Origin of the sequence: Zeimonas arvi (assembly GCF_008039575.1) — a bacterium.
Classification (GTDB): Bacteria; Pseudomonadota; Gammaproteobacteria; order Burkholderiales; family Burkholderiaceae_E; genus Zeimonas; species Zeimonas arvi.
Window position 1 is genome coordinate 702826 of record NZ_VDUY01000001.1, and the last position, 23276, is coordinate 726101.

Genomic DNA, 23276 nt, shown 5'->3' on the forward strand with positions numbered 1-23276 from the left:
CGCCGCGGCGGCAACCCGACAATCACCGAGGATTTCCGATGGAAGCCATCTCTCCCACCATCGTCAACCTGATCATCTTCGTGCTGGCCATCTACGTCGGCTACCACGTGGTCTGGAACGTCACGCCGGCGCTTCACACGCCGCTCATGGCGGTCACCAACGCGATCTCGGCCATCGTCATCGTCGGCGCGATGCTGGCGGCGGCGCTCACCGAGACCGGCCTGGGCAAGACCATGGGCGTGCTGGCGGTCGCGCTGGCAGCGGTGAACGTCTTCGGCGGCTTCCTGGTCACGCGCCGGATGCTCGAGATGTTCAAGAAGAAGGAGCCGAAAGCGAAGGCGGCCGAGTCCAGGGCATGACCCGCAACGGCTTCATCCTGCTGATGCTGACCACGGTGGTCGCGATCTTCATCGGCGCCACCGTCGCCGAGCGCTACACCGACGAAGGCTTCGGCAGGACCCTGGTGGTGGGCGCGATCGCCGCGGCGATCGTGTTCCCGGTTTCCTGGCTGGCCGAGAAGTTCGGCCTGGTCAAGGGCAAGTTCGATCCCTCCAAGCTCGGAGCGCCGCAGGACGGCGAAGGCCGCGACCCTCGCGGCGGAGACCAAAAATGAGCCTGAATCTCGTCGTACTTCTTTATCTCGTCGCCTCGATCTGCTTCATCCAGGCCCTCAAGGGGCTGTCGCATCCGACCACCTCGCGGCTTGGCAACACCTTCGGCATGGTCGGCATGGCGATCGCCGTGCTCACCACGATCGCGCTGATCGTCAAGCTCTCGGGCGACGCCGGCGCGCTTGGGCTGGGCTGGGTCGTGCTGGGCGTCGCCATCGGCGGCACCGCGGGCACGCTCATGGCCAAGCGGGTCGAGATGACCAAGATGCCCGAGCTGGTCGCCTTCATGCACTCGATGATCGGCCTGGCCGCGGTGTTCATCGCGATCGCCGCGGTGGCCGAGCCCTGGGCCTTCGGCATCGCCGGGAAGGGCCAGCCGATCCCGCTCGGCAACCGGCTCGAACTGTTCATCGGCACCTTCGTCGGCGCGATCACCTTCTCGGGCTCGGTGATCGCCTTCGGAAAGCTCTCGGGCAAGTACAAGTTCCGCCTGTTCCAGGGCGCGCCGGTGGTGTTCGCCGGCCAGCACATGCTGAACCTGGCGCTTGCGCTGGCCATGCTGGGCTTCGGCCTGTGGTTCTTCCTGACCCAGCAATGGACCCCGTTCTGGATCATGACCATCCTGGCCTTCGTGCTGGGCGTGCTGATCATCATCCCGATCGGCGGCGCCGACATGCCGGTGGTGGTGTCGATGCTGAACAGCTACTCGGGCTGGGCGGCGGCCGGCATCGGCTTCTCGCTCAACAACAGCATGCTGATCATCGCCGGCTCGCTGGTCGGCTCCTCGGGCGCCATCCTCTCGTACATCATGTGCAAGGCGATGAACCGCTCGTTCTTCAACGTGATCCTGGGCGGCTTCGGCGGCGACGCCGGCGCCGGAGCGGCGGGCGGCGCCATCGAACAGCGCCCGGTCAAGTCGGGTTCGTCCGACGACGCGGCCTTCCTGCTCTCGAACGCCGACAGCGTGATCATCGTGCCGGGCTATGGCCTGGCGGTGGCGCGCGCCCAGCATCCGCTGAAGGAGCTCACCGACAAGCTGATCGAGCGCGGCATTTCGGTCAAGTACGCGATCCACCCCGTGGCGGGGCGCATGCCCGGCCACATGAACGTGCTGCTGGCCGAGGCCGAGGTGCCCTACGACCAGGTCTTCGAGATGGAAGACATCAACAGCGAGTTCGGCGACACCGACGTGGTGCTGGTGCTGGGCGCCAACGACGTGGTGAACCCGGCCGCCAAGGACCCGAAGTCGCCGATCGCCGGCATGCCGATCCTCGAGGCCTACAAGGCCCGCCAGGTCATCGTGAACAAGCGCTCGATGGCCTCCGGCTATGCCGGCCTGGACAACGAGCTGTTCTACATGGACAAGACCATGATGGTCTTCGGCGACGCCAAGAAGGTGGTCGAGGACATGGTCAAGGCGATCGACTGACGGGCGCAGCCAGTATCATCGGCCGATGATCTGGCTGTTCTCCGACATCTTCGCGACCTTCTTCCTGGGCTCCTTCGTGAGCCTGATCACCATCATCAACCCGCCGTCGGCGATCCCGCTGTTCACGTCGCTGAGCACGCAGCTCGACGACGCCGAAACCGAGAAGCTCGCGCGCCGCGGCGCGCTCTACGCCTTCGCGATCCTCACCGTCAGCCTGTTCGCCGGCAGCCTGATCCTGAGCACCTTCGGGATCTCCTACGGCGCGCTGCGGATCGCCGGCGGGATCGTGGTCGCGCTGCTGGGCCACAGCATGCTCTTCGGACGCGAACAGGTCCGCAGCGGCCCGGCCGTCGAGCAGCCCCACAATCCGGCCTTCTTTCCGCTGGCGCTGCCGGGCCTGAGCGGCCCGGGCACGATCGCGGTGGTGATCGGCATCTCCACCGAGATCCGGGAACTGGGCGGCTGGGGCGGCGTGGCGATCGCCGGCGCCGGCACCGTGGCCGCGATGGCGGCCACCTGCCTGCTGATCTGGCTCACGCTGCGCAGCGCCCGGCAGATTTCGAATAGACTGGGGCGCAGCGGAATCGACGCGATGACTCGCCTGATGGGCTTCCTGCTGATCTGCATCGGCGTGCAGTTCATCGCCTCGGGCATCCGCACCTTCGTTTCGGGAATCTGAAGCATGAGCAACGCGGTCACCCTCCGCACACCGGAGCACGAGTCGCTTCGCAGGTACGCGATGCTGGGCTATGCCATGCACCTTTTCGGCCTGGTCTCGATCATCGGCTTCGTGGTGGGCCTGATCATCACCTGGATCAAGCGCGACGATGCCGCCGGCACCGTCTACTACAGCCACTTCGCCTGGCAGAGCCGCTCGTTCTGGTGGTTCCTGCTGTGGTTCGTGCTGCTGCTGGTGCCGACCTTCATCACCGTCGGCTTCGTTCCGTTCTTCGTGATCGCCCAGGTCTGGTTCGGCTACAGGATGATCAAGGGATGGATGCGACTGAACGAGGATCGCGAGATCCGCTGAGACCGGACCGCCGGCGACTTCTGCTCGCCGGGCTGGCCGTGCTGCCGGCGGCCTGCGCCACGCCCGTGCCGATGCTGCCCCCGCCCGCGGTGGCGCCGCCGCTGCCGCAGGTGAAGCTCGGCCAGCGCTGGCGCTACGAGACCGTGGACCTGTATCGCGGGGAAGTCGTGGGCGAGCTGCGGGCGCAGGTCACGAGCCTGGACCCGCTGGTGGTCGCGCTCGCCGACGCGCGCGGCGCGCCGGCAGGCGAAGAGCGCTGGGCGCGCCCCTGGGACGTGCTGGTGGAGCCGGCCTACGACCTGCCGCAGCACTTCGAGACGCCGGTGCCGCTGCTGCCCGACCGGCTGGAGCCCGGCGCCGGCCGCGACGACGCGACCTGGTACCGGATTCCCGACTCGAGCTTCCGGCTGTACTGGCGCCAGCGACTGCGCGCGATCGGCTGGGAGCGGGTACGGGTGCCGGCCGGCGAGTTCGTCGCGCTGCGGGTGCAGCGCTACATCGATTTTCGGCACTGGGACACCTGGCGCGAGCAGCCCTGGCGGATCGACACGCTGTGGCACGCCCCCGAGGTGGGCCGCTGGGTCCAGCGGGAATGGACCGGCGAGTACCGCTGGCCGGGCCGCCGGCCGGTCACCGCGTACGAGGACCGGATCCGGTGGCGGCTGGTGGAGTGGGCAGCGGGCTGAACCGGTTCAGCGCTCGGTTTCCGGGTACCAGTACAGGCGCTTGCGTTTCGGCGGCACCGTGATCGGCACTTTCGATCCCTCGATGCCGGACTTCTTGGTATTGAAACCGCCGATGATGAAGGGCACCAGGCGGGTGCCGGTGGTCCCGTCCGGCTTCACGTAGGTCACCGCCACGTTGCCGGTCACCGGGCTCGGCGGAAGGCCACCGCCCAGCAGGACCTGCGACTTCGGCGTCTTGCACATCAGCGGCACGCCGTAGACCTTGGCCTCGCCGAGGTTGCCGTTGCAGGAGTTGCCCGTGGAGGAACTCGGCCTGTTGGTGCTGAAGTAGGTCACTCCGCCCGCGGTGACCGGCGAGTTCACCACCTTCTCGCCTGCCGGGTCCAGGGCGACGTAGCATCCTCGCACTGCGGAAGGGGTGGTGAAGCTCGACTGCGTCACCACGTCGGTGATCGAGATCGGCGTGAAGGTCGCGGGCAGGCCCTTGGCGGGGTTGTCGTCGAACAGGCTGAAGAAGCGTTCGTCGGTCGAGGCGTCCAGCGGCTTCTCGCGGTCGCCGGTGCCGACCAGCACCACCGCGTAGTTCTTCGTGACCACCACGTCCGGCGCATAGAAGATCTTGCGCGCCCCGAGGCTGGCGAAGGTCTTCATCGCCCAGACCCCGGTTCCGCTGGTGGTGCCCGCCTCGAAATCGATCCGGTAGACGTTGCCGCCCAGGTCGGCGGCATAGCCGCGGTCGACCAGGCCGTCGTAGTCGGTGTCGACCAGTGCGATGTCGGCCACGACGGGACGCGCGGTGGGGAAGTTGGCGAGCACCGTGCCGGTCTCGGCGTCGAGCACGAGGACCGCATTGCCCATCGTCACCGCGCCCTGCGGCTCCGCGTCCTCGGCGGCTGCGTCGTAGCCGGCGCCCATCACCAGGACCGGGTTGCTGTAGCCCTTCACCTTGGCCACGCGCGCCTCGGACCAGGTCTGGCCCAGCACGGGGATGTCGGCGTTGGTCTTCTTCCAGCGGAACTTCGGCGCGGTCGGGTCGGTGACGTCGAAGGAGTAGAGGGCCCGCCCGCCGCGGCGCATCGCGGCGTACAGGTAGACCTTGTCGGTATCGCCGTTGGCGTCGATCTTCTGGTAGAAGCTCAGCGGCCCGTCGAAGAAGTATCCGCGCGGCGTCGCGGTGCCCCCGAGCGGTGTCGTCGAGAGGCGGATCTTCGGGTCGTTGTCGCGCAGGCGCTTGAGCTTGTCGAAGCCCTCGGTGGGAACGAAGCTCCAGTACTCGCCTCCGGCAATGGTTCCGTCCGGTCCTGCCTGCGTCTGGTTGCCGTTCACCGCGTGCAGCATCCCGTCGTTGGCGCCGTAGAAGACCACCACGCCCTTGCTGCCGCCATAGTTCACCACCACCGGTCGGGAGTGCAGGACATCGCCGTGCACCGAGGGCCGGATCCAGCGAGCGCTGCTGGCGCCCAGCTCGTCGCCTGCGTTGTCCTTGCCGCGGACCCAGTCGATCAGGGCGGCCCGGTCGGTCGCGTCGGCAACGCCGAGCGCTGCCTGCGTGATCCCGCTGTTCGACGAACCGAACACCGTGCCGGTGGCCGACCCGAGCGTGGAATCGCCCGCGCATCCGGTGCAGGTGAACACCCTGCGGTTCGGGCCGGAAGTCGACGTCGCGTAGGCCTCGCGCAAGCGCTGCGCCGCGCCGCCCTTCTCGACCACCTGCCCGTCCGGCGCGTCGCTGGCCGACGGCGGCGTGCCCATCTGCTCGCTCGCCCAGAAGGTGCTGTTCGTGGTCCAGAACGAGACCGCGCTGGGCGCGAAGAAGCCGGTGGCCGGGTTGATCGCCGGGTTGCCGGCGCCGTCCGCGAGCTGCAACGAGTCCGTGGCCGCGTCGTAGGCGAACTGGTACTGCTTCAGGTTGCCCCGCCAGCGCGGCGCTGCGGTGGCGTCCGGCCGGAACAGACCCATGAAGATCTGGTTCAGGTAGGTGCCCCGGCTGTTGACCGACACCGGCAGGCTCGCCGACACGAAGGCGCTGTCGACGTCGGCCAGCTCCTGGAAGATGTCGAGCAGCGCCGTGGTCAGCTGGTCGGCGCTGCGCGCCTCGTGGAAGTCGCCGCCGCCCTGCTGGGCCATCGCGCGCAGGAAGTTCAGGTACTGGGCGTCGTTCTTTGCGCCGTCGGTCACGCCGACCGTGTAGGTCGTGATCATCTGGGCGCCTTCCTTGGTGCTCAGGTCGGCGCTGGCCATGAACTTGGTGTACTCGTCTGCGTAGTTGGCCTGGTCGCTGTTCTTGATGTAGCCGGAGGCGTAGGTGAGCATGGTCGTGTCGCCGCCCAGGCCAGCGAGCAGCGACTCCGGCTTCGTTCCGCCGACCGGGTCGCCGGGCGAACCGTTGCCGATGAAGATCACGTAGTTTCGGCTGCAGGAGCCGGCCGCGGGCGACACGTACTTGCCTCCGGAGAAGGCCCGGCCGTCGACCCGCCACATGTCCGAGGCCTTCAGCTGGTCCCCCGCGAAGGGCGCGGCGCCCGCGTAGTACAGGTAGGCCTCGTGCAGCGCCTTGGCGAAGGCCGGGCTGTCGCTCTTGTCGGCCGGATGCGAGATCGCGCGGATCCGCGCCTTCATGTTCGCCTTCTCGGTCGCGGTCACCGGCACGATCGCGATCCTGGGGTAGCCGCCGTCCACCTTGGCCCCCGACGAGCTGAACATCATCAGGCCGACGTTGTACAGCGCCTCGCCGGTCGGGCCGGTCGGGAGCGCGTCGATCACGTTGTGCAGCGCGCACTTCTCGAGACCGACCTTGGCCGTCGTCTCGGCCGGCCCCTCCGCCGTCAGGACGCCGTTCTCCTTGTACTTGCAGTTGTGGACCAGCGAGGACTGCCAGTTCGCCGAGTTGTCGAGGACGAGCAGCACGTTCGGCCGGTCGGTGCCGCCCACGTTGGCCGAGTAGATGTCGATGTCCTCGGCGCGCGCGCTGCCCGCCGCCGCGACGAGCGCCAGCGCGCCGCACGATGCCATCGTGCCTGCCAGCCACCTGTGCAGCGATCGGCTCATGATTCCCTCGTCAGTTGCAGAAGTTTTCCGAATCGGTCTCGAGGATCCGCACGCCCACGCCCTGGTTCAGCGCGACCTGCACGCCGGTGTTCGGCTCCGCGACCTGGGCGCGGATCAGCCACTCGGAGTTCGCGCACATCGACTTGCCCGCCTCGGCGGCCGCATCGGCGCTGTCGATGCCGGCGGTGCGCGCCACGCCGGAGCCCATGCAGGCCAGGTCGGCCTCGAGGCTCGCGTCGAGCTCGGTCATCCTGATCGGCGCCACCTTCCGGCAGGCCGGCGCGGGCTGCAGGACCGGCTGCAGGTCGACCAGGCCGTCGCCGTCGATGTCGATGTCGACCGGCGCCGCCGCGACGGCGACGGGATCGGTCGTGAACAGCGTGTCGCCGATCGTCCGGTCGATCGCGGCCTGCACCGCCGCCTGCGCCTCCTGGCGGGCCTCGGTGTTGCCCACCACCCGGACGTTGGCGGTGCCTGCGTTGAAGGCCGACACCGAAAGGAAGGTGATCGCGGCCAGCAGGATCAGGGCGATCAGCAGGGAGACGCCGCGCTGGCGCGCGCGCAGGTGAACGCCCGGCTTCATAGCTCCCTCCGCCCCGCCGGGTTGTTCAGGCGGACCACCGTGGCATAGACCCTGCGCTTGAAGCCGTCGTTGAAGGGCCCGACCGTGCCTGCCAGCCCGAGGTCGTAGACCTTGGTGTCCTGGTAGCCGGCAGTGGCCTCGGTGGTCCGCGACAGCACGTACAGGCGGACCGCCATCACGTTGTTCCAGTCGCTGGTCCCGGGCAAGGCGTCGACGGTGAGCCGCCACGCGTCGGGAGAGCCGTCATTGTCGGTGTCGAAGCCCAGGTCCAGGCCGATCGCCTCGATGCCCTCGACCAGTGTGTCCAGCCGCAGCGCGCCGCCCGCCATCTCCACCCGCTTCAGCGACGGAATCGTGTCGGCTCCGCAGTTGCTGCACGAGGCGATGAAATACGTGCGCTGCATGATCCGGCGCACCGGCGCCAGGGTGGCGCAGTCGAGACTGCGAAGCGTGAAGCTCGAGGCAGCGCCGTCGATCTCCAGCGGCGTGCCGATCGGGTCGCTCTTGCAGGCGGAGACCTGCACGTAGTCATTGCCTGCGGCCACCGCCGCCGGCGCGATCGCGCTCGTGGACAGGCGACGGATCGCGAGAGCGGGCGACGCGAAGTTCAGGCTGGAAACCGGGCCCGCAGCGCGGTCCGAAAGGCAGGCCTGCGCGGCGTAGATCGCCTGCATCGGCACGGGCACCCGCAACGGACTCTCGCTCCAGCCGAGCTGCGCGGCGTCGACCGCGCAGGCCGACGGTGTCGCATACGTGGCGCCGTCAATCTGCACCTCGCCAAAGAAACCGGCGACCCGCAGCTCCTCGGACAACAGCTCCACCGCATAGCGGCCGCTCTCGATCTGTCTGTTGGACCGGTCGAGCTCGGTGCGCGCCCGGCTGCTGTTCACGAACACACCGACGAGCGCCGCAGTGATCGCCAGCGCGATCGCCGACGCGATCATGAGCTCGACGAGCGTCAGGCCGAGCTGCGTGTTCCTGCCGCGCATCGCGCGAAGCGGCCTTCCCTTGCGCATGCTCAGGCTCCCAGGTCCGGGACGACGACGACGGTGGTGACTGCCCGCCGCAGGCCCTCGTCGCCGTACTGGTTGGCGCCGCAGGCGGTATTGGGCGGTCCGCTCGGCACGACCCCCGCCCAGACGACCGCGATCACGTAGGTATCGACTGCCGGGCTGGTGATGCAGGCGCGCGCCTGCGTCATCGCGCCGACCGCCGCGCCGCCGGCCGTCTCGCCGGCGCCGCGCAAGTTGTTGCCGATCTCGCAGAGGTCCCTGGCGACCGCGTCGACCGCGAGGGTGCAATCCGCGACGGTCCCCGTCCCGATGTCGGCGCCCAGGTAGGACACCGCGTTGGCGCGATTCGCGTTGATCCTGGAAGCGATGTCCTCGAGCAGCGCCAGCGCCTGCGAGCGCTGGTAGGACTCGGCCTCGACCTGGTAGGAGCGGGCCTGCATACCGATCAGGCCCAGGATACCGACCACCGACACGACGATCGCGATGAGCACCTCCAGCAGGGCGAAGCCACCCTGCCGCGTCGACGCGGCGCCTGCGTCCGGCGCGATCCGGCGCGCCCTCACGAACAGCCTCCCACGTCGCTGCGGGCGCGGCCCAGCGGGTCGATCGACACGCAGCGCTTCTGGCCGTCGTGCGACAAGGCGGTGGAGTCGAGCTGCACGCGCACCGTCCCCCCCCCGCCGGCAAGCCTGCCATTGCGGTCGTAGGTCAGCGACGACGGCGCATTCGAGATCGCCAGCGCGCCGCCCGCGGGCGAACGCTGTCGCAGCACCGAATTGTCGGCGGCCAGCCGGACCTGCCAACCCGTCGTCCAGTCGGCTCCCGATTGCGGCGACACCGTCACGTTTGCACCCCGCTTGAGCGCCTCGTTGCGCGCGAGCGAGAGATCGGCCATGAGGTCGAAGGCCGCGGAGCGCAGGCGCTGGGATTCGAGCAGGTCGCGCATGCCCGGCACAGCCACCGACAAGAGGATCGCCATGATGCTGACGGCGGCCAGCATCTCGACCAGCGTGAAGCCGCCGGCGCGCCGCGCGACGAAGCCGCTGCCGCGGCATGCGAAGTCTCCGGCGCGCATCCCGCTCACCAGCAGTCTGCCGGCGCCTTCGCGCCGGCTTCGTCGATCGTCAGGGTGCCGCAGGCTTCCGAGGCCTGCTTGCCCTGCGGCGTGGCGGTCAGCGTGAAGCCGGCAGGCGGCCCTGCGTCGAGCGCGATCGTGATCGTGTAGTTCGCTGCCACGTCGGCGGGCACGCTGGTGCGAAGCCCCGCGACCGTGCCGGAATAGGCGCGGGTGTCGACAAAGAACTGGTGCTGACGCGAGGCGAGATCGGTCATCACGCCCTGCGCCGCGGCGCGATTCGAGCGCAGCACGTACTGCACGTAGGACGGATACGCAACCGACGCCAGGATCGCGACGATCGCCACCGTGATCATCAGCTCGATCAGCGTGAAGCCGGCGATTGCCGGCGTCCTGCGAGGTCGACTACAGGGGTTCATCTCGGGCCTTCTTGTCGAATGGCCCGATTGGACTCCGCGGCGCCTCCTGTCGTCCCTTGCGGCCGGACGAGCGGCAGCGCGGAACCGGTGAACGTCAGCCAGGCGCCGCCATCGCCTCGTCCAGCCACTCGATCCAGTGCCGGACCGGGGTGCCGGTGCCGGCCTGCAGGTGGGCCAGGCAACCGATGTTGGCCGACAGGATCAGGTCGGGCTTGCCGGCCTGCAGATTGGCGAGCTTGCGCTCGCGCAGCTGCCTGGAGAGCTCGGGCTGCAGCACCGAATAGGTGCCGGCCGAACCGCAGCACAGGTGGACATCGGCCACCGGCAAGGGCGGCACGCCCAGCGAGGCCAGCAGCTTCTCGACCGCGCCGCGGATCTGCTGGCCGTGCTGCAACGTGCAGGGCGGATGGAAGACGACCTTGGGCGCACCGCGGGCGGCCAGCTTGTCGCGCAGGGCGGGCGCCGCCGCGGCGAGCTGCTCCGGCAGCCACTCGGCGAGATCCCTGGTGAAAGACACGATACGCAGGGCCTTGGGGCCCCACTCGGGGTCGTCGCGCAGCAGGTGGGCGTAGTCCTTGACCATGGCCCCGCAGCCGGAAGCGTTGATCACGATCGCCTCGGCGCCGGCCTCGACGTGCGGCCACCAGGCCGCGATGTTGCGCTTCACGTCGGCCAGCGCGCCGTCGGGGTCGTTCAGGTGCTGGCGGATCGCGCCGCAGCAGCCCGAGCGCGCCTCGACCACCGTCTCGATGCCCAGGCGGTCCAGCACGCGCGCGGTGGCCGCGTCGATGCCGGGCATCATCGCAGGCTGCGTGCAGCCGTTCAGGATCAGCACCTTGCGCTCGTGCCGGCCGGTCGGCCAGCCGCCGGCGGGCCGGCGCTCGGGAACCTTGTCGCGCAGTGTGGCCGGCAGCAGCGGGCGCAGCGCCTGCCCCACCCGCATCGCCGGGTCGAACAGCCAGCGACGGGTGAGCCCCTCGCGCAGCGCGGCGCGCACCAGGCGCTGGCCCAGAGGGCGCCGCACCTGCTTCTCGACCAGCTTGCGTCCCACGTCGACCAGGTGCCCGTAGCGCACGCCGGAGGGGCAGGTGGTCTCGCAGTTGCGGCAGGTGAGGCAGCGGTCGAGGTGCGACAGCGTGGCGACGGTGGCCGGCTTGCCCTCCACCACCTGCTTGATCAGGTAGATGCGACCGCGCGGACCGTCGAGCTCGTCCCCGAGCAGCTGGTAGGTCGGGCAGGTGGCGGTGCAAAAGCCGCAATGCACGCACTTGCGCAGGATCGCTTCGGCCTCGGCCCCGTCGGCGGTGCCTTTCAGCCAGTCGGCGAGATGGGTTTCCATGTTCGGCGTGTTCCCGCTGCGGGTCAGAGGTCCGGATACATCCGGCCCGGGTTGAAGATGCCCCTGGGATCGAACTCGGCCTTCAGGCGGCGATGCAGGGCCAGCAGCGCCGGCGGCAGCGGCGCGAACACGCCGGCCCGGCGATCGCCGCCTCGGAACAGCGTGGCGTGGCCGCCGACACGGGCCGCGGCCTCGCGGATCGCGGCCGGCTCGGCGTCGGTGCGCCACCAGCGCAACGCGCCGCCCCACTCGATCAGCTCCTCGCCCGGCAAGGCCAGCGGCGGGGCCACCGAGGGCACCGAGAGGCGCCACAGGGGCAGCGCGCCGGCGCCCTGGCCCGCCCCGGCCGCCTGTCCTGTCCCGGGCAGTCCGTCGAAGAAGGGCAGGGTCTGCCCGCGCACGGCGCTCCAGAAGCGATGCACCTCACCATCGAGCGGCTGGGCGCCGTGCTCGCGGGTGAACCACGCGACCGCGGCGTCGACCGCCGCGCGCGCGCCCGCCAGCCGCAAGGCCAGCGTGCCGCCCAGCCAGGCGCTGGCCGAGATCGGCAAGGGCCGGCCGGACCACTCGTTGAGCATGCGCAGCGCCGCCGGGCGGTCGAGCGCCATGGTCACCGTGGCCGTCGCGGCCGGCTGCGGGAGCACCTTCAGTGAAACCTCGGCAACCAGGCCCAGGATGCCCAGCGAGCCGCAGAGCAATCGGGACAGGTCGTAGCCGGCCACGTTCTTCATCACCTGGCCGCCGAAGTTCAGCGCCCGCCCCTGGGCGTCGAGCATGGCCGCGCCCAGCACGAAGTCGCGCACCGCGCCGGCCGACTGGCGGCCGGGGCCGGAGAGTCCGGCCGCGATCATGCCGCCGACGGTCGCGCCCGCGCCGAAGGCGGGCGGTTCGAAGGGCAGCCACTGCCCCTTCTCGGCCAGCGCCGCGTCGATCTCGGACAGCGGCGTGCCGCAACGGGCGGTGATGACCAGCTCGGTCGGCTCATAGGAGACGATGCCGCGGTAATCGCGGGTGTCGAGCACCTCGCCGCGCGGCTCGCAGCCGTAGAAATCCTTGGTGCCGCCGCCACGGATCCGCAGCGCGCTGCCGGCTTCGGCAGCCGCGCGAATCCGGTCGGCCAGGCGCACCAGCGCGGCCTGCGAGGGGGAGTCGCTCATCGTTTCAGAACCTCGGCAGGTCGGGGAATGCCAGGCGGCCGGCGTGGACGTGCATCTTTCCGTACTCGGCGCAGCGCGCAAGCGTGGGAATGCCCTTGCCGGGATTGAGCAGCCCCGGAGGATCGAAGGCGCGCTTGACCGCGAAGAAGGCGGCGCGCTCCTCGGGCGAGAACTGCACGCACATCGAGTTGATCTTCTCGATGCCCACGCCGTGCTCGCCGGTGACGGTGCCGCCGTATTCCACGCACAGCTCGAGGATCTCGGCGCCGAACAACTCGGCGCGGTGCCATTCGTCGGGATCGTTCGCGTCGAACAGGATCAGCGGATGCATGTTGCCGTCGCCGGCGTGGAAGACGTTCATGCAGCGCAGGCGGTACTTGTCCTCCATTGCCGCGATGTCGGCGAGCAGTCGGCCGATGTTCTTGCGCGGGATCGTGCCGTCCATGCAGTAGTAGTCGGGCGACACCCGCCCCGCCGCCGGAAAGGCGTTCTTGCGGCCGGACCAGAAGAGCAGGCGCTGGGCCTCGGACTCGGAGACCTGGATCCGGGTCGCGCCCGATTCGCGGAGCACCGCTTCCATGCGGACGATCTCCTCGGCGACCTCTTCCGGCGTGCCGTCTGACTCTGCCAGCAGGATCGCCGCCGCATCGAGGTCGTAGCCCGCCCGCACGAACTCCTCGACCGCCACGGTGGCCTTGCGATCCATCATCTCGAGCCCGGCGGGAATGATCCCGGCGGCGATGATGCCGGCCACCGCGTCGCCGGCCTTGACCACGTCGTCGAACGAAGCCATGACCACGCGCGCCAGCTGCGGCTTGGGCACCAGCTTGAGCGTGGCCTCCATGGTCACCGCGAGCATGCCCTCGGAGCCGATGACCACCGACAGCAGGTCCAGCCCCGGCGAATCGAGCGCCTCGCTGCCGAACTCCACCGGCTCGCCGGCCACCGAGTAGCCGCGCACCCGCAGCACGTTGTGGACGGTGAGGCCGTACTTCAGGCAATGCACGCCGCCTGAATTCTCGGCCAGGTTGCCACCGATCGAGCAGGCGATCTGCGACGACGGGTCCGGCGCGTAATACAGCTCGTAGGGCGCCGCCGCCTCGGACACCGCCAGGTTGCGCACGCCGGGTTGCACGCGGGCGGTCCGCGCCACCGGGTCGATGGCCAGGATCCGGTTGAACTTGGCCAGCGACAGCACCACCCCCGCCGCGTGCGGCATCGAGCCGCCGGAGAGACTCGTGCCAGCGCCGCGCGCCACGATCGGCACCTCGAGCTCGTGGCAGGCCTTCAGGATGCCGACGACCTGCTCCTCGGTCTCGGGCAGGGCCACCACCATCGGCATCTGCCTGAAGGCCGTCAGGGCGTCGCACTCGTAGGGGCGGACGTCTTCCTCGCGAAAGAGCAGCGCGTGGGGCGGCAGCAGCGCCCTCAGGCGCTCGACGACCTGCTGCTGCCGGCCCGGCGGCGGCGCGGCGGCCAGATCGGCGAAACGATCTTCGTAGACGGTGTTCATGGCTGGATTCTCTCCCGATCCCCGACAGTATCGCCGGAGGCGGCGCCGGGGAAGATACCCGAAGGTCGAAGTTCTTTTACACTGGCCGGCCGTGACGCAGCCTGAATTCCCGCCCACCCGCCGCCTGCAGGGCTACGCGCTGCTCTTCTCCGGCATGGCCCTGGTCGGGACCTACGTGGCGCTGAGCAAGCCGCTGACCGGCACGTTCCCCGTCTTCCTGCTCGCCTGGCTGCGCTTCGCGATCGCCGCGGTGGCCATGGTCCCCTGGTTGCGCCGCGAGCCGGGCGAGGTCGCGCTGGATCGCGGCCTGGCCGGCACGATCTTCGTGCAATCGCTGTTCGGCAACTTCCTGTTCTCGATCCTGATGCTGAGCGGCGTGTCGATGACCTCGGCCGCCGCCGCCGGCGTCATCCTGGCGACACTGCCGGCGGCGGTCGCGCTGCTGTCCTGGCTCGTGCTGCGAGAGCGCCTGGGCCCGCGTACCTGGGTTGCCGTGGCGCTGGCCGTCGGCGGCGTCACGGTCCTGACCCTCGCCCGCGGCGGCGCGGGGCAGGACGCGCAGTCGCTCGTCGGCAATCTCCTGGTGCTGGGCTGCGTGTTCTGCGAAGCGGTCTACGTGATTCTCGGCAAGCGCCTGACCGCGAGGTTGTCGGCCAGGCGGATCTCGGCGCTGCTGAACCTGTGGGGCCTCGCCCTGATGACCCCGCTCGGCCTGTGGCAGGCGGCCGGCTTCGACTTCGGCGCGGTCGGCGCCGGGGCCTGGGCCCTTCTGCTCTTCTATGCGCTGGCCGCCAGCATGATCTCGACCTGGCTGTGGCTGAGCGGGCTTCGGCACGTTCCGGCCAACCACAGCGGCGTGTTCACGATCGCGATGCCCCTGGCCGCGAGCGTGGTCGCGATCGCTTTCCTCGGCGAGTCGCCGGGCCCCGGTCACGCGGTCGCCCTGGTCTGCGCTGCTGTCGGAATCGTGCTGATCGCGGGCGCCCCGCCCGCCGTTCGTCGGCCCGAGGGTGACCGGGAAGCGGTTTAGGCGGTCCGCCCGACTGGCGTCGCACCTTGACAGCCCCTATCCTGACAGCGTCGAACGCCAACAATCTCCGAATGCCGATCGTGTCCGGCAAGCTCACACACACGCCCGGCCGGCCAGACGAACCGGTCGACGACGATCACGGCACGGACTTCACCGTGTTGTTGAATCACTGCGCGCGCGCGTGCCGCGCAAGCGCCGCCGTGCTGGAATGGAACGACGGCAGCGGCACGCGGCTGCGCCACGCGGTAGGGCTGCGCGAGGGCGAGGACCCAGCGAAGATCCTCCTTCGCTGTGCGCAGGCCGCGCCGGCGACCCCGGCCGATCCGCTGCCCCGCGCCGCTTGCGGCCGCCGTCTGCAGCGGGTCTTCTGTGCCCCGGTCCGGTCGTCGACTGACGAATCCGGCGTACTCGCAGTCCTGGATTTCGGCGAAGAGGCGAACGGCCCCTCCGCGGAACTCGAGAACGCGCGGCGCGACGTGCTCGCGGCCTTCGCCGATCAGGCCGCCGCGCTGCGCGCGCTGCAGCGCCGGCTCGACGGCGCGGAGCAGCGACTCGTCGAGCGCGACCGCGAGATCGCGCGGCTGGAGCAGCGGGCCGCGCACCTGGCGCTGGCCCAGGCCATTGCGGGGGTCGGCAGCTGGGAGTATCGCGACAGCGACGGCCGACTGTATTGGAGCGAAGAGACGGCGCGCTTGTTCGGCCTGCCCGCCGCGCCGACCGACCTCCGGTTCGCCGATTTCATCGGCCGGGTCCATCCTGACGACCGCCGACGCATGCGGCGAATCCAGAAGCAGGCACTGGCCGGGGGTGGCAACTACGAAGTGAATTACCGGGTCGTGCTCCCGGACGGCGGCATTCGCCATGTGCACGAGCGCTGCCTGTCGACGCGGTCCGGTGCAGACGCTGTCCACCGGATCGCAGGCACGGTGCGCGACATCACCGGGCAGGTCGAGGCCGAGAACGAGCGGCGCGCCCTGCTCGCCTCCGAGAGGCGGGCACGCCGGGAAGCGGAAGCGGCGCGCGCGAGCTTCAGCGCGCTCTTCGAACATGCGCCGGGGCTGTACCTGGTGCTTTCCGCGCCCGACTACCGGATCGTGGCGGTCAGCAACGCCTACCTCGAGGCGACCATGACGCGTCGCGAGTCGATCGTCGGTCGCCCTGTCCAGGAAGTGTTTCCCGAGGCGCCCGGCGATCGCGACGCCGGCGGTGTGGCAGCGCTGAGCGCCTCGCTCGGCCGGGTCTGCCGCACCGGACAATCCGACGTGATGGCCATCCAGCGCTATCCGATCCCGCGCCCGGCGTCGCTCGGCGGCGGCTTCGAGACCCGCTACTGGAGCGTGGTCAACACGCCGGTGCCCGGCCGGGAAGGCACGGTCGCCTACGTGATCCACCGGGTCGAGGACGTCACCGAGCTGACCAACCAGGTCGAGCAATCCGGCGACGCCGCGCCGAGTCCGGCCTGGACGCCGGCAGGCGATGGTGGCGTCGCCGCCGAGGTGATCCTGCGGGCCGGCGAGATCTTCCGGATGAACCACCGGATACGCAGCAGCGAGCGTCGCTACCGGCGCCTGCTCGCCGATGCGCCGGTGGGTATCGTCACCCTTTCGGCCGACGGGCGGATCGGGGAAGCGAACCGCGCGTTCTGCACACTGATCGGGCATGACGAGGCAGACCTGCCGCCGATCGGACTGGCGTCGGTGCTGCCCGAGGCCGTGCGAGCACCGATCATCGGCGAACTGGCGAAGCTCGCCTCGGGCCGGCTCGAACGCTTCTCGACCGACACCCTGATCCTGCGAGGCGCCGGCTCGCAGGCCTGGGTCCGGCTCACGCTGACGGCGATCTCCGAAGACGATGACGAACCGAGCGAGATCATCGCGATCGTCGAGGACATCGATGCCCGCAAGGCTGCCGAGGAGGGCCTTCGGCGCAGCGAGCAACTCCTGAAGATCGCCGGCCGCACCGCCTCGCTGGGCGGCTGGGTGTGGGAGCGCGGCTCTGACCTGATCGTATGGTCGGACGAGGCAGCCGCCATTCATGGCGAGCCCGCGGGCACGCACCCGACGCTGCAGCGGGTCGTCGAGTACTACACGCCCGCATGGCGGAGCGCGATCGAGGCGGCCTTCGTGGCGTGCGCCCGCAACGGCACGCCCTTCGACGGCGAGTTCGAGATCCTGCGCGCGGACGGCATCGCAGCCTGGGTCCGGTCGACCGGCGAGGCGGTCCGCAACGAGGAAGGCATCGTCGTCCGGATCCAGGGCGCCTGCCAGGACATCACGCATCGCCGCACCGCCGAGCGCGCGCTGCGCGACAGCGAGGCGCGCTTCCGGGCGGTTGCGCAAGCCTCGACCGACGTGATCTGGGACTACGATTTCGCGACCCGCTCCGTATGGTGGAACCAGGGAATCGAGACGATCCTCGGCTACCGGCGTGAGGCGCCGGTGGCCACCACTCGCTGGTGGACCTCGCGAATTCACCCCGACGACCGGAACCGGGTGCTCGAGACGGTCCGTGATGCCATCGCGACCCGGAAGGCGTCGCTGCACGGCGAGTACCGGTTCCTTCGGGCGGACGACTCGGTGGCGACGATCGAGGATCGCGTCGTCGTGCTCTACGACGAAGCCGGCGAGCCGCGCCGAATGATCGGCGGCATGACGGACGTCACCGACGCGCGACGCCGCAACGCGCAGCTTGCCCAGCAGGCGGCGCTGCTCGACGCCGCCCGCGACGCGATCGTCGTGCGCGATTTCAAGCGCGGCGTCGTGTACTGGAACCGCGGCGCGGAACGCCTGTACGGATGGAGCGCCGCACAGATGCTCGGGCAGCCGCTGCTGCCGATGATCTATCAGGACCAGCGCGAGTACGAGACCGCGTGCCGGCGGGTGGCCGAGGACGGGCAATGGGCCGGCGAACTGCACCAGAAGCGAATCGACGGCATGCCGCTGACGATCGAGAGCAGCTGGTCGCTGATGTTCGATGCCGACGGCCAGCCGACCGGCATCATCGCGATCAGCACCGATGCCACCGCGCGCAAGTCCCTCGAGCTGCAGCTGCACCAGGCGCAGCGCCTCGAATCCGTCGGGCTGCTGTCGGGCGGCATCGCGCATGACTTCAACAACCTTCTCACGGTGATCGTCGGCAACGCCGAGCTGCTGGGCGAGGAGATAGCCCAGCAGCCGGCGCTCGAATCCCTGCTGCCGACGGTCGAGATGGTGCTGTCGGCCGCGCAGCGGGGCGCCGAACTGACCCGGCAGCTGCTCGCCTTCTCCAGCCGCCAGCCGCTGACCCCACGGGCGGTCTCGATCGAGGACACGCTGCAGGCGATGGACTCGCTGCTGCGTCGCGCGCTCACGTCCGCGGTCGAGGTGGACCTGGCAAAGACCGCGGGCGACGCGCGCTGGCTCGCCTTCGCCGACCGTGTCCAGCTCGAGGCTGCGATCCTGAATCTCTGCGTGAATGCGCGCGACGCGATGCCCGCGGGCGGACGGCTCCGGCTGGCGGTGGAACACTGCCGGATTCTCGATGGCGATGGCGACGGCGCCGCCGGCACGTCGCTGAACCCGGGCGACTACGTGGTGCTGGTCGTCTCGGATACCGGACAAGGCATCCCGCCCGAGCACCTCGAACGCGTGTTCGACCCGTTCTTCACCACCAAGGAGACGGGCAAGGGCACCGGCCTCGGGCTGAGCATCGTCTACGGCTTCGCCCGCCAGTCCGGCGGCCGGGTCGCGATCGAATCGTCCGTCGGCCGCGGGACCACGGTACGCCTCTGGCTCCCGAGAGCCGGCGAGGCCGGGCCTGCCCCCGACATGGCGCTCGCCGAGCAGGAGGTTCCGCGAGGCACCGAGGCGGTGCTGGTCGTCGAGGACGATCCGCTCGTCCAGGCGCACGCCCGCCGGTTGCTGACGACGCTCGGCTACGAGGTGACCTGCGCGAACGACGCGTTGCAGGCGCTCGACTGCCTGCGTGGCGACCTGCCGGTCGACCTGCTTTTCACCGACATCGTGATGCCGGGCGGCATCGACGGTCGCCAGCTCGGGCGACAGGCCAGGACGCTTCGTCCCGGCATCGCCGTGCTCTACACCTCGGGCTACGCGAAATCCAGCGTCGAGGACACCTCGCGGGAAGACGCTCCCGTCATCCTTCTCCCGAAGCCCTACCGCAAACCGGAACTTGCGGGCATGGTCCGCGCCGCACTGCGGGCCACCCGACCGTGACCTGACTCGAAGTCCCATGGCGACGAGACACACATGCCGATGACGCCCCCAGGACGCCTGCTGATCCTCGACGACGACCCTGCCGTCGGGCTGACGATCGGCCTGATCGCCAAGCGCGAAGGCTTCGACTACCGTACCACGGTGATGGCCGCCGAGTTCTTCGCCGAGTTCGAGCGCTGGCAGCCGACCCACATCGCGCTCGACCTGGTGATGCCGGAGGTGGACGGCATCGAGATCCTGCGCCGACTCGGCGCGATCGAGTGCTCGGCCGCGATCATCATCACCAGCGGCGCCGGCTCGAGGGTGCTGGAGGCGGCGCGCCGCTCGGCATCCGAGCACGGCCTGAACATCGCCGGCGTCGCGGCCAAGCCGTTCAACAGCGCCAGCCTGCGCGCGTTGCTGGAGATCGGCGCGCCAGCGGACTCGGCCCGCGTCGGGCGCAAGCGCGGTGCGCCGCAGTCCGACCTGGACGTCTCCGAAGGTGCCTTGCGCGCGGCACTGTCGCGCCGCGAGTTCCAGGTCTTCTACCAGCCCAGGATCGACTGCGCCACGCAGGTGGTGTCCGGCTTCGAGGCGCTGGTGCGATGGCGGCATCCGGAGCATGGCATCGTCAGCCCGGACCGCTTCATCGGCCCCTGCGAACAGCTGGGACTGATCGACAGCCTGACCGAGCAGGTCTTCGACGAGGGTCTGCGCTGGCTTTCGCACAATCTGCCTGCCAGCGACACCAGGCTTTCCCTGAACCTGTCGGCCTGCTCGCTGGATGACGACGGGCTCGCCGACCGGATGGAGCAGTGGTGCCGCAAGGCCGGCATCGCCCCGCGCCGGATCATCGTCGAACTGACCGAGACCGCCGCGATGAACGATCCGTCGGCGGCCCTCGACCTCCTGACGCGGCTGCGGCTCAAGGGCTTCCACTTGTCGATCGACGATTTCGGGGTCGGGCATTCGTCCCTGGTGCAGCTCGCCCGCCTGCCATTCTCGGAGCTCAAGATCGACCGGACATTCGTGGCCGGGGCGATCGAATCGAGCGAGTCGCAGACCATCTGTCGCGCCGTGATCGGCCTCGGCCACGGCCTGGGCCTGACCGTCACGGCAGAAGGCGTGGAGAACGAGGCCGTCCTCGCCTTCCTCGCCGCGGCGGGCTGCGACAGCGCCCAGGGCTACCTCTTCGCGCGCCCGATGAGCGGAGACGACACGATCCGTTGGCTCGAGCGCCACACCCAGCCGGACCGGACCGCGAGAGCGCGCTGAATGAAGGCGCCGCGAGGCTCCGGAGCGATCTGCCTGGTCGAGGACGATTCGCTGGTGCGCGAGTTCACACGGAGCGTGCTTGTCGATCTCGGCTACTCGGTGCACGATTTCGGCAACGGCGACGATGCCCTGGCGGCGATCGACGCCGGGCTGCCCGCTCCCGGCGCCCCGACCTGAAGGTGCTCTACGTGTCGGGCTACAGCGAGAACGCGATCATCCATCACGGTCGTCTCGACCCGGGGGTGGAGCTTCTCAGCAAGCCGTTCCGCCGCGTGGATCTGGCCATGCGACTGCAGAATCTCCTGAGCTGACCCGATGGCATCGCCGCGCAACCTCGCACTGTTCGAGAATCACCGCTGGGAAGACACGCCGCTCGGCCCCGTCGACCGATGGCCCGCTGCCATGCGCGCGACGGTGCGCACCGTGCTCTCATCCGGCATGCCGATGGCCACCGCCTGGGGGCCGCACCGGGTCCAGATCTACAACGACGGCTACAACGCGATCTATGGCGACAAGCACCCGGCGGCGTTCGGCGCGCCTGCGGCCGAGTGTTGGGGCGAGATCTGGAGTTTCCTCGCGCCGGCCATCGACACCATCTTCGACTCGGGCAATACGCTGAACTTCGAGAACACGCTGCTCGCGCTGAGCAAGCATGGCCCGCCAGAGGAGTGCTACTTCGACTTCTCCTACAGTCCGGTCTTCGACGAGGACGGGCGAGTGCTCGGCTTCCTGTCGGCAGCGGTGGAAACCACCGCTCGCATCGTGACGGCCAGGCGGCAGGCGGTGTTCGACGCGATCGCATCGCTGCGCCCGGCGACCGGCGACGTCGCCGATTTCCTCGGCGGACTGCGCGAGGCGCTGGCAAGCAACCAGGACGATGCCGCTTCGGCGGCTCTGTACTCGGTCGATCCGGCCAGCGGCCTGCCCGACCGTCTGCTTTGGTCGCTGCGGGCCGACGACGTGCTCCTGGCGGCGCTGCACGAGGCAGCCCGCGGGCATCGGCTTGCACCGGACCTTCGGACGCCCTCGCCGGCGGCCGTCGCGGTGGCGAGCGGCGGCGGCCCGCGGCAGGCGGGCCTGTTGCCGGTGCACCGGCGAGACGGCTCGCCGGTGGCGCTGCTGTTGCTCACGCACGGGCCCTACGTGCCGTGGTCGAGCAGTCACCGGCCGTTCTGCCTCGCGCTGTCCGAACGGCTGCACGTCGCGCTGCACGACTTCGAGGCACGCGAAATGCAGTTGCGCTCGCTCACCATGAGTCTCGACGAGAAGCAGCAGCTCTACCAGTTCCTGTTCGACAACATCGTCGACGGCGCGATCTACGCGGTCAGCACGGTCACGGACGATCCGCCCGAAACCGTGCTGGCCGCCAACCGGCAAGCGTGCGCGATGCTCGGCTACGACGAGCGCGAGATCGTCGGACTGCGCCGCGAGCAGCTCGTCTTCGACGACGGCGGCACCTTGTCGGCGGCGGTGCGCAGGCGGGAGAAGACCGGCGAATTCGTCGGAGAGCTGCGCTTCAGGCACCGCGACGGCCGACCGATCCTCGTCGAGGTTGCGTCGCGGCTGGTCACCACCGAGCGCGGCGACATCCGCTCGGTCACCCTGGTGCGCGACATCAGCGCCCGCAAGGCCCTGGAGCGGCGGCATCTCCAGGAGGTTCGCGCCGAAACGATGTCCCAGATGAGCGCCGGCATCGCGCACGATTTCAACAACCTGCTGACCGTCATCGTCGGCGGCGTCGACCTGATGCGGGGCCGCTTCGAGGCGGGCACCGTCGAAGCCCAGGTGATGGCTGCGATGCAGCAGGCCGCCGACAAGGCGGCATCGCTGACGCGCGAGCTGCTGAGCTTCACCGGCGTGCAGAACGTGCAGGCGCACCTCGCCGACATCGCGGCACTGGTGATCGAGACCGAGCAGATGCTGCGGGGCGCGATCGGCGATTCCATCCGGTTGGAACTTCGGCTCGCGCCAGACCTTCCGCATTGCCTGGTCGACCCCGCGCTGTTCTCGACCGCCTTGCTGAACCTCGCGCTGAACGCACGCGATGCGATGCCCGAAGGCGGCGTGGTGACGATTGCCGCCGACCTGTTCAAGCCGCTGGACCTCGAGCCGGCCCATTCCGTGCCGCCCGCGATGGATCGGCCGCACGTCAGGCTGACGGTGAGCGATACCGGCCACGGCATTCCTGCCGAACTGCTGGAGCGGATATTCGACCCATTCTTCACGACGAAGCAGACGGGGCTCGGCTCCGGTCTCGGACTGCCGATGGTGCTCGCCTTCGCGCGCAAGTCCGGCGGCTTCGTCAGGGTCGCCAGCGAGCCTGGCCGGGGCGCGCGCTTCGAGCTGCTGTTGCCGGCGGTCGAAGCCGCCGACAGCCCGCCCGGGTTGCCTCGCACGGTGCCGGGCACCGGCGCCTCAGGCCAGACCGTGCTGGTCGTCGAGGACAACGACCTGGTCCGCATGCAGGCCATGCGCATGCTGACCGACGCCGGCTTTCGCTGCATACCGGCGCCCGATGGCCAGAAGGCGCTTTCGATCCTGTCGACCGACATGACGATCGGCATCGTCTTCACCGACGTGATGATGCCCGGCATGTCCGGCCGCCGGCTGGCCGACGAAGTCCACCGGCAGCGGCCCGGCCTTCCCATCCTGCTGACCACCGGCTACGACGGAGAGATCCGTGAGCAAGCCGAGCTGGCGGGCGCCCGCTACGAGGTTCTTCCGAAGCCTTACACGCGCGGTGAACTCGTCTCAGCGGTGCTGCGACAGTTCGAGGCGGCGAGGCGATCTCCCCCCTTCGAACCCCGCTAGGGTCGTCGGCATCTCTGCGACGATGCCCGCGGCCGGCCGCCCCGTGCGCTCCTCGACGACCATG

21 protein-coding genes are annotated in these 23276 nt (G+C 69.7%); 12 read left to right on the forward strand and 9 right to left on the reverse strand.

Annotated features, from left to right (window positions below; all coding sequences use genetic code 11):
- Positions 1-38: 38 nt before the first annotated feature.
- Genes FHP08_RS03285 through FHP08_RS03310 form a run of 6 tightly spaced genes read left to right on the forward strand, consistent with a single transcriptional unit; the run spans position 39 to position 3756 of the window.
- The gene (locus tag FHP08_RS03285; RefSeq protein WP_147702851.1) at positions 39-359 is read left to right on the forward strand and encodes an NAD(P) transhydrogenase subunit alpha; all 321 of its coding nucleotides are present in this window, start codon (positions 39-41) and stop codon (positions 357-359) included.
- Positions 356-613 (forward strand): hypothetical protein, encoded by a 258-nt coding sequence (locus tag FHP08_RS03290; protein ID WP_147702852.1) that lies wholly within the window; start codon positions 356-358, stop codon positions 611-613. Before FHP08_RS03285 ends, FHP08_RS03290 begins: the two co-directional genes overlap by 4 nt.
- A complete protein-coding gene (locus tag FHP08_RS03295) occupies positions 610-2040 on the forward strand; it encodes an NAD(P)(+) transhydrogenase (Re/Si-specific) subunit beta (protein ID WP_147702853.1) in 1431 nt (476 codons plus the stop codon). The genes FHP08_RS03290 and FHP08_RS03295 overlap by 4 nt, the downstream gene beginning before the upstream one ends.
- 25 nt (positions 2041-2065) lie before the next feature.
- Positions 2066-2719, forward strand: coding sequence for a MarC family NAAT transporter (locus tag FHP08_RS03300; RefSeq protein ID WP_147702854.1), 654 nt, complete (start codon positions 2066-2068; stop codon positions 2717-2719).
- Positions 2720-2722: 3 nt separating this feature from the next.
- On the forward strand, positions 2723-3070 hold the full coding sequence (locus FHP08_RS03305) for a DUF4870 family protein (RefSeq protein ID WP_147702855.1): 348 nt from the start codon (positions 2723-2725) through the stop codon (positions 3068-3070).
- Entirely contained in the window at positions 3034-3756 is a 723-nt protein-coding gene (locus FHP08_RS03310; RefSeq protein WP_147702856.1) for a hypothetical protein, read from the forward strand. The genes FHP08_RS03305 and FHP08_RS03310 overlap by 37 nt, the downstream gene beginning before the upstream one ends.
- 6 nt (positions 3757-3762) lie before the next feature.
- Here FHP08_RS03310 and FHP08_RS03315 read toward each other — a convergent pair whose 3' ends face one another.
- The 9 genes from FHP08_RS03315 to FHP08_RS03355 all read right to left on the reverse strand — a co-directional run bounded on the left by FHP08_RS03315 (position 3763) and on the right by FHP08_RS03355 (position 13903).
- The gene (locus FHP08_RS03315; protein WP_147702857.1) at positions 3763-6804 is read right to left on the reverse strand and encodes a pilus assembly protein; all 3042 of its coding nucleotides are present in this window, start codon (positions 6802-6804) and stop codon (positions 3763-3765) included.
- 10 nt (positions 6805-6814) lie between these two features.
- The gene (locus FHP08_RS03320) at positions 6815-7387 is read right to left on the reverse strand and encodes a PilX N-terminal domain-containing pilus assembly protein (RefSeq protein ID WP_147702858.1); all 573 of its coding nucleotides are present in this window, start codon (positions 7385-7387) and stop codon (positions 6815-6817) included.
- Positions 7384-8403 carry a PilW family protein gene (locus FHP08_RS03325; protein WP_147702859.1) on the reverse strand — a complete coding sequence of 340 codons (1020 nt, stop codon included), beginning with the start codon at positions 8401-8403 and terminating at the stop codon, positions 7384-7386. Before FHP08_RS03325 ends, FHP08_RS03320 begins: the two co-directional genes overlap by 4 nt.
- Positions 8404-8405: 2 nt before the next feature.
- Positions 8406-8963 (reverse strand): type IV pilus modification PilV family protein, encoded by a 558-nt coding sequence (locus FHP08_RS03330; RefSeq protein ID WP_147702860.1) that lies wholly within the window; start codon positions 8961-8963, stop codon positions 8406-8408.
- Positions 8960-9475, reverse strand: coding sequence for a GspH/FimT family pseudopilin (locus FHP08_RS03335; protein WP_147703120.1), 516 nt, complete (start codon positions 9473-9475; stop codon positions 8960-8962). The genes FHP08_RS03330 and FHP08_RS03335 overlap by 4 nt, the downstream gene beginning before the upstream one ends.
- 5 nt (positions 9476-9480) lie before the next feature.
- Positions 9481-9894: a type IV pilin protein gene (locus FHP08_RS03340; RefSeq protein ID WP_147702861.1), complete on the reverse strand. Its 414-nt coding sequence runs from the start codon at positions 9892-9894 to the stop codon at positions 9481-9483.
- 94 nt (positions 9895-9988) lie between these two features.
- On the reverse strand, positions 9989-11233 hold the full coding sequence (glcF, locus tag FHP08_RS03345) for a glycolate oxidase subunit GlcF (RefSeq protein ID WP_147702862.1): 1245 nt from the start codon (positions 11231-11233) through the stop codon (positions 9989-9991).
- A 23-nt stretch (positions 11234-11256) separates the two neighbouring features.
- Positions 11257-12390, reverse strand: coding sequence for a glycolate oxidase subunit GlcE (gene glcE / locus FHP08_RS03350; protein ID WP_147702863.1), 1134 nt, complete (start codon positions 12388-12390; stop codon positions 11257-11259).
- A gap of 4 nt (positions 12391-12394) precedes the next feature.
- Positions 12395-13903 (reverse strand): FAD-linked oxidase C-terminal domain-containing protein, encoded by a 1509-nt coding sequence (locus FHP08_RS03355; protein WP_147702864.1) that lies wholly within the window; start codon positions 13901-13903, stop codon positions 12395-12397.
- A gap of 91 nt (positions 13904-13994) precedes the next feature.
- Here FHP08_RS03355 and FHP08_RS03360 point away from each other — a divergent pair, with 91 nt between their 5' ends.
- From FHP08_RS03360 to FHP08_RS03380, 6 genes are all read left to right on the forward strand, one after another.
- Positions 13995-14933 (forward strand): DMT family transporter, encoded by a 939-nt coding sequence (locus FHP08_RS03360; RefSeq protein ID WP_225879012.1) that lies wholly within the window; start codon positions 13995-13997, stop codon positions 14931-14933.
- A 71-nt stretch (positions 14934-15004) separates the two neighbouring features.
- The gene (locus FHP08_RS03365) at positions 15005-19147 is read left to right on the forward strand and encodes a PAS domain-containing protein (RefSeq protein ID WP_147702866.1); all 4143 of its coding nucleotides are present in this window, start codon (positions 15005-15007) and stop codon (positions 19145-19147) included.
- A gap of 33 nt (positions 19148-19180) precedes the next feature.
- Positions 19181-20401 (forward strand): EAL domain-containing response regulator, encoded by a 1221-nt coding sequence (locus FHP08_RS03370; protein WP_147702867.1) that lies wholly within the window; start codon positions 19181-19183, stop codon positions 20399-20401.
- A complete protein-coding gene (locus tag FHP08_RS03375; protein ID WP_147702868.1) occupies positions 20402-20578 on the forward strand; it encodes a response regulator in 177 nt (58 codons plus the stop codon).
- A gap of 2 nt (positions 20579-20580) precedes the next feature.
- Complete coding sequence (locus tag FHP08_RS18725) at positions 20581-20712, forward strand: response regulator (protein WP_267285475.1); 132 nt, start codon at positions 20581-20583, stop codon at positions 20710-20712.
- Between the two features lie 4 nt (positions 20713-20716).
- Positions 20717-23212, forward strand: a complete 2496-nt coding sequence (locus tag FHP08_RS03380; RefSeq protein WP_147702869.1) for an ATP-binding protein — start codon at positions 20717-20719, stop codon at positions 23210-23212.
- Positions 23213-23276: the final 64 nt, after the last annotated feature.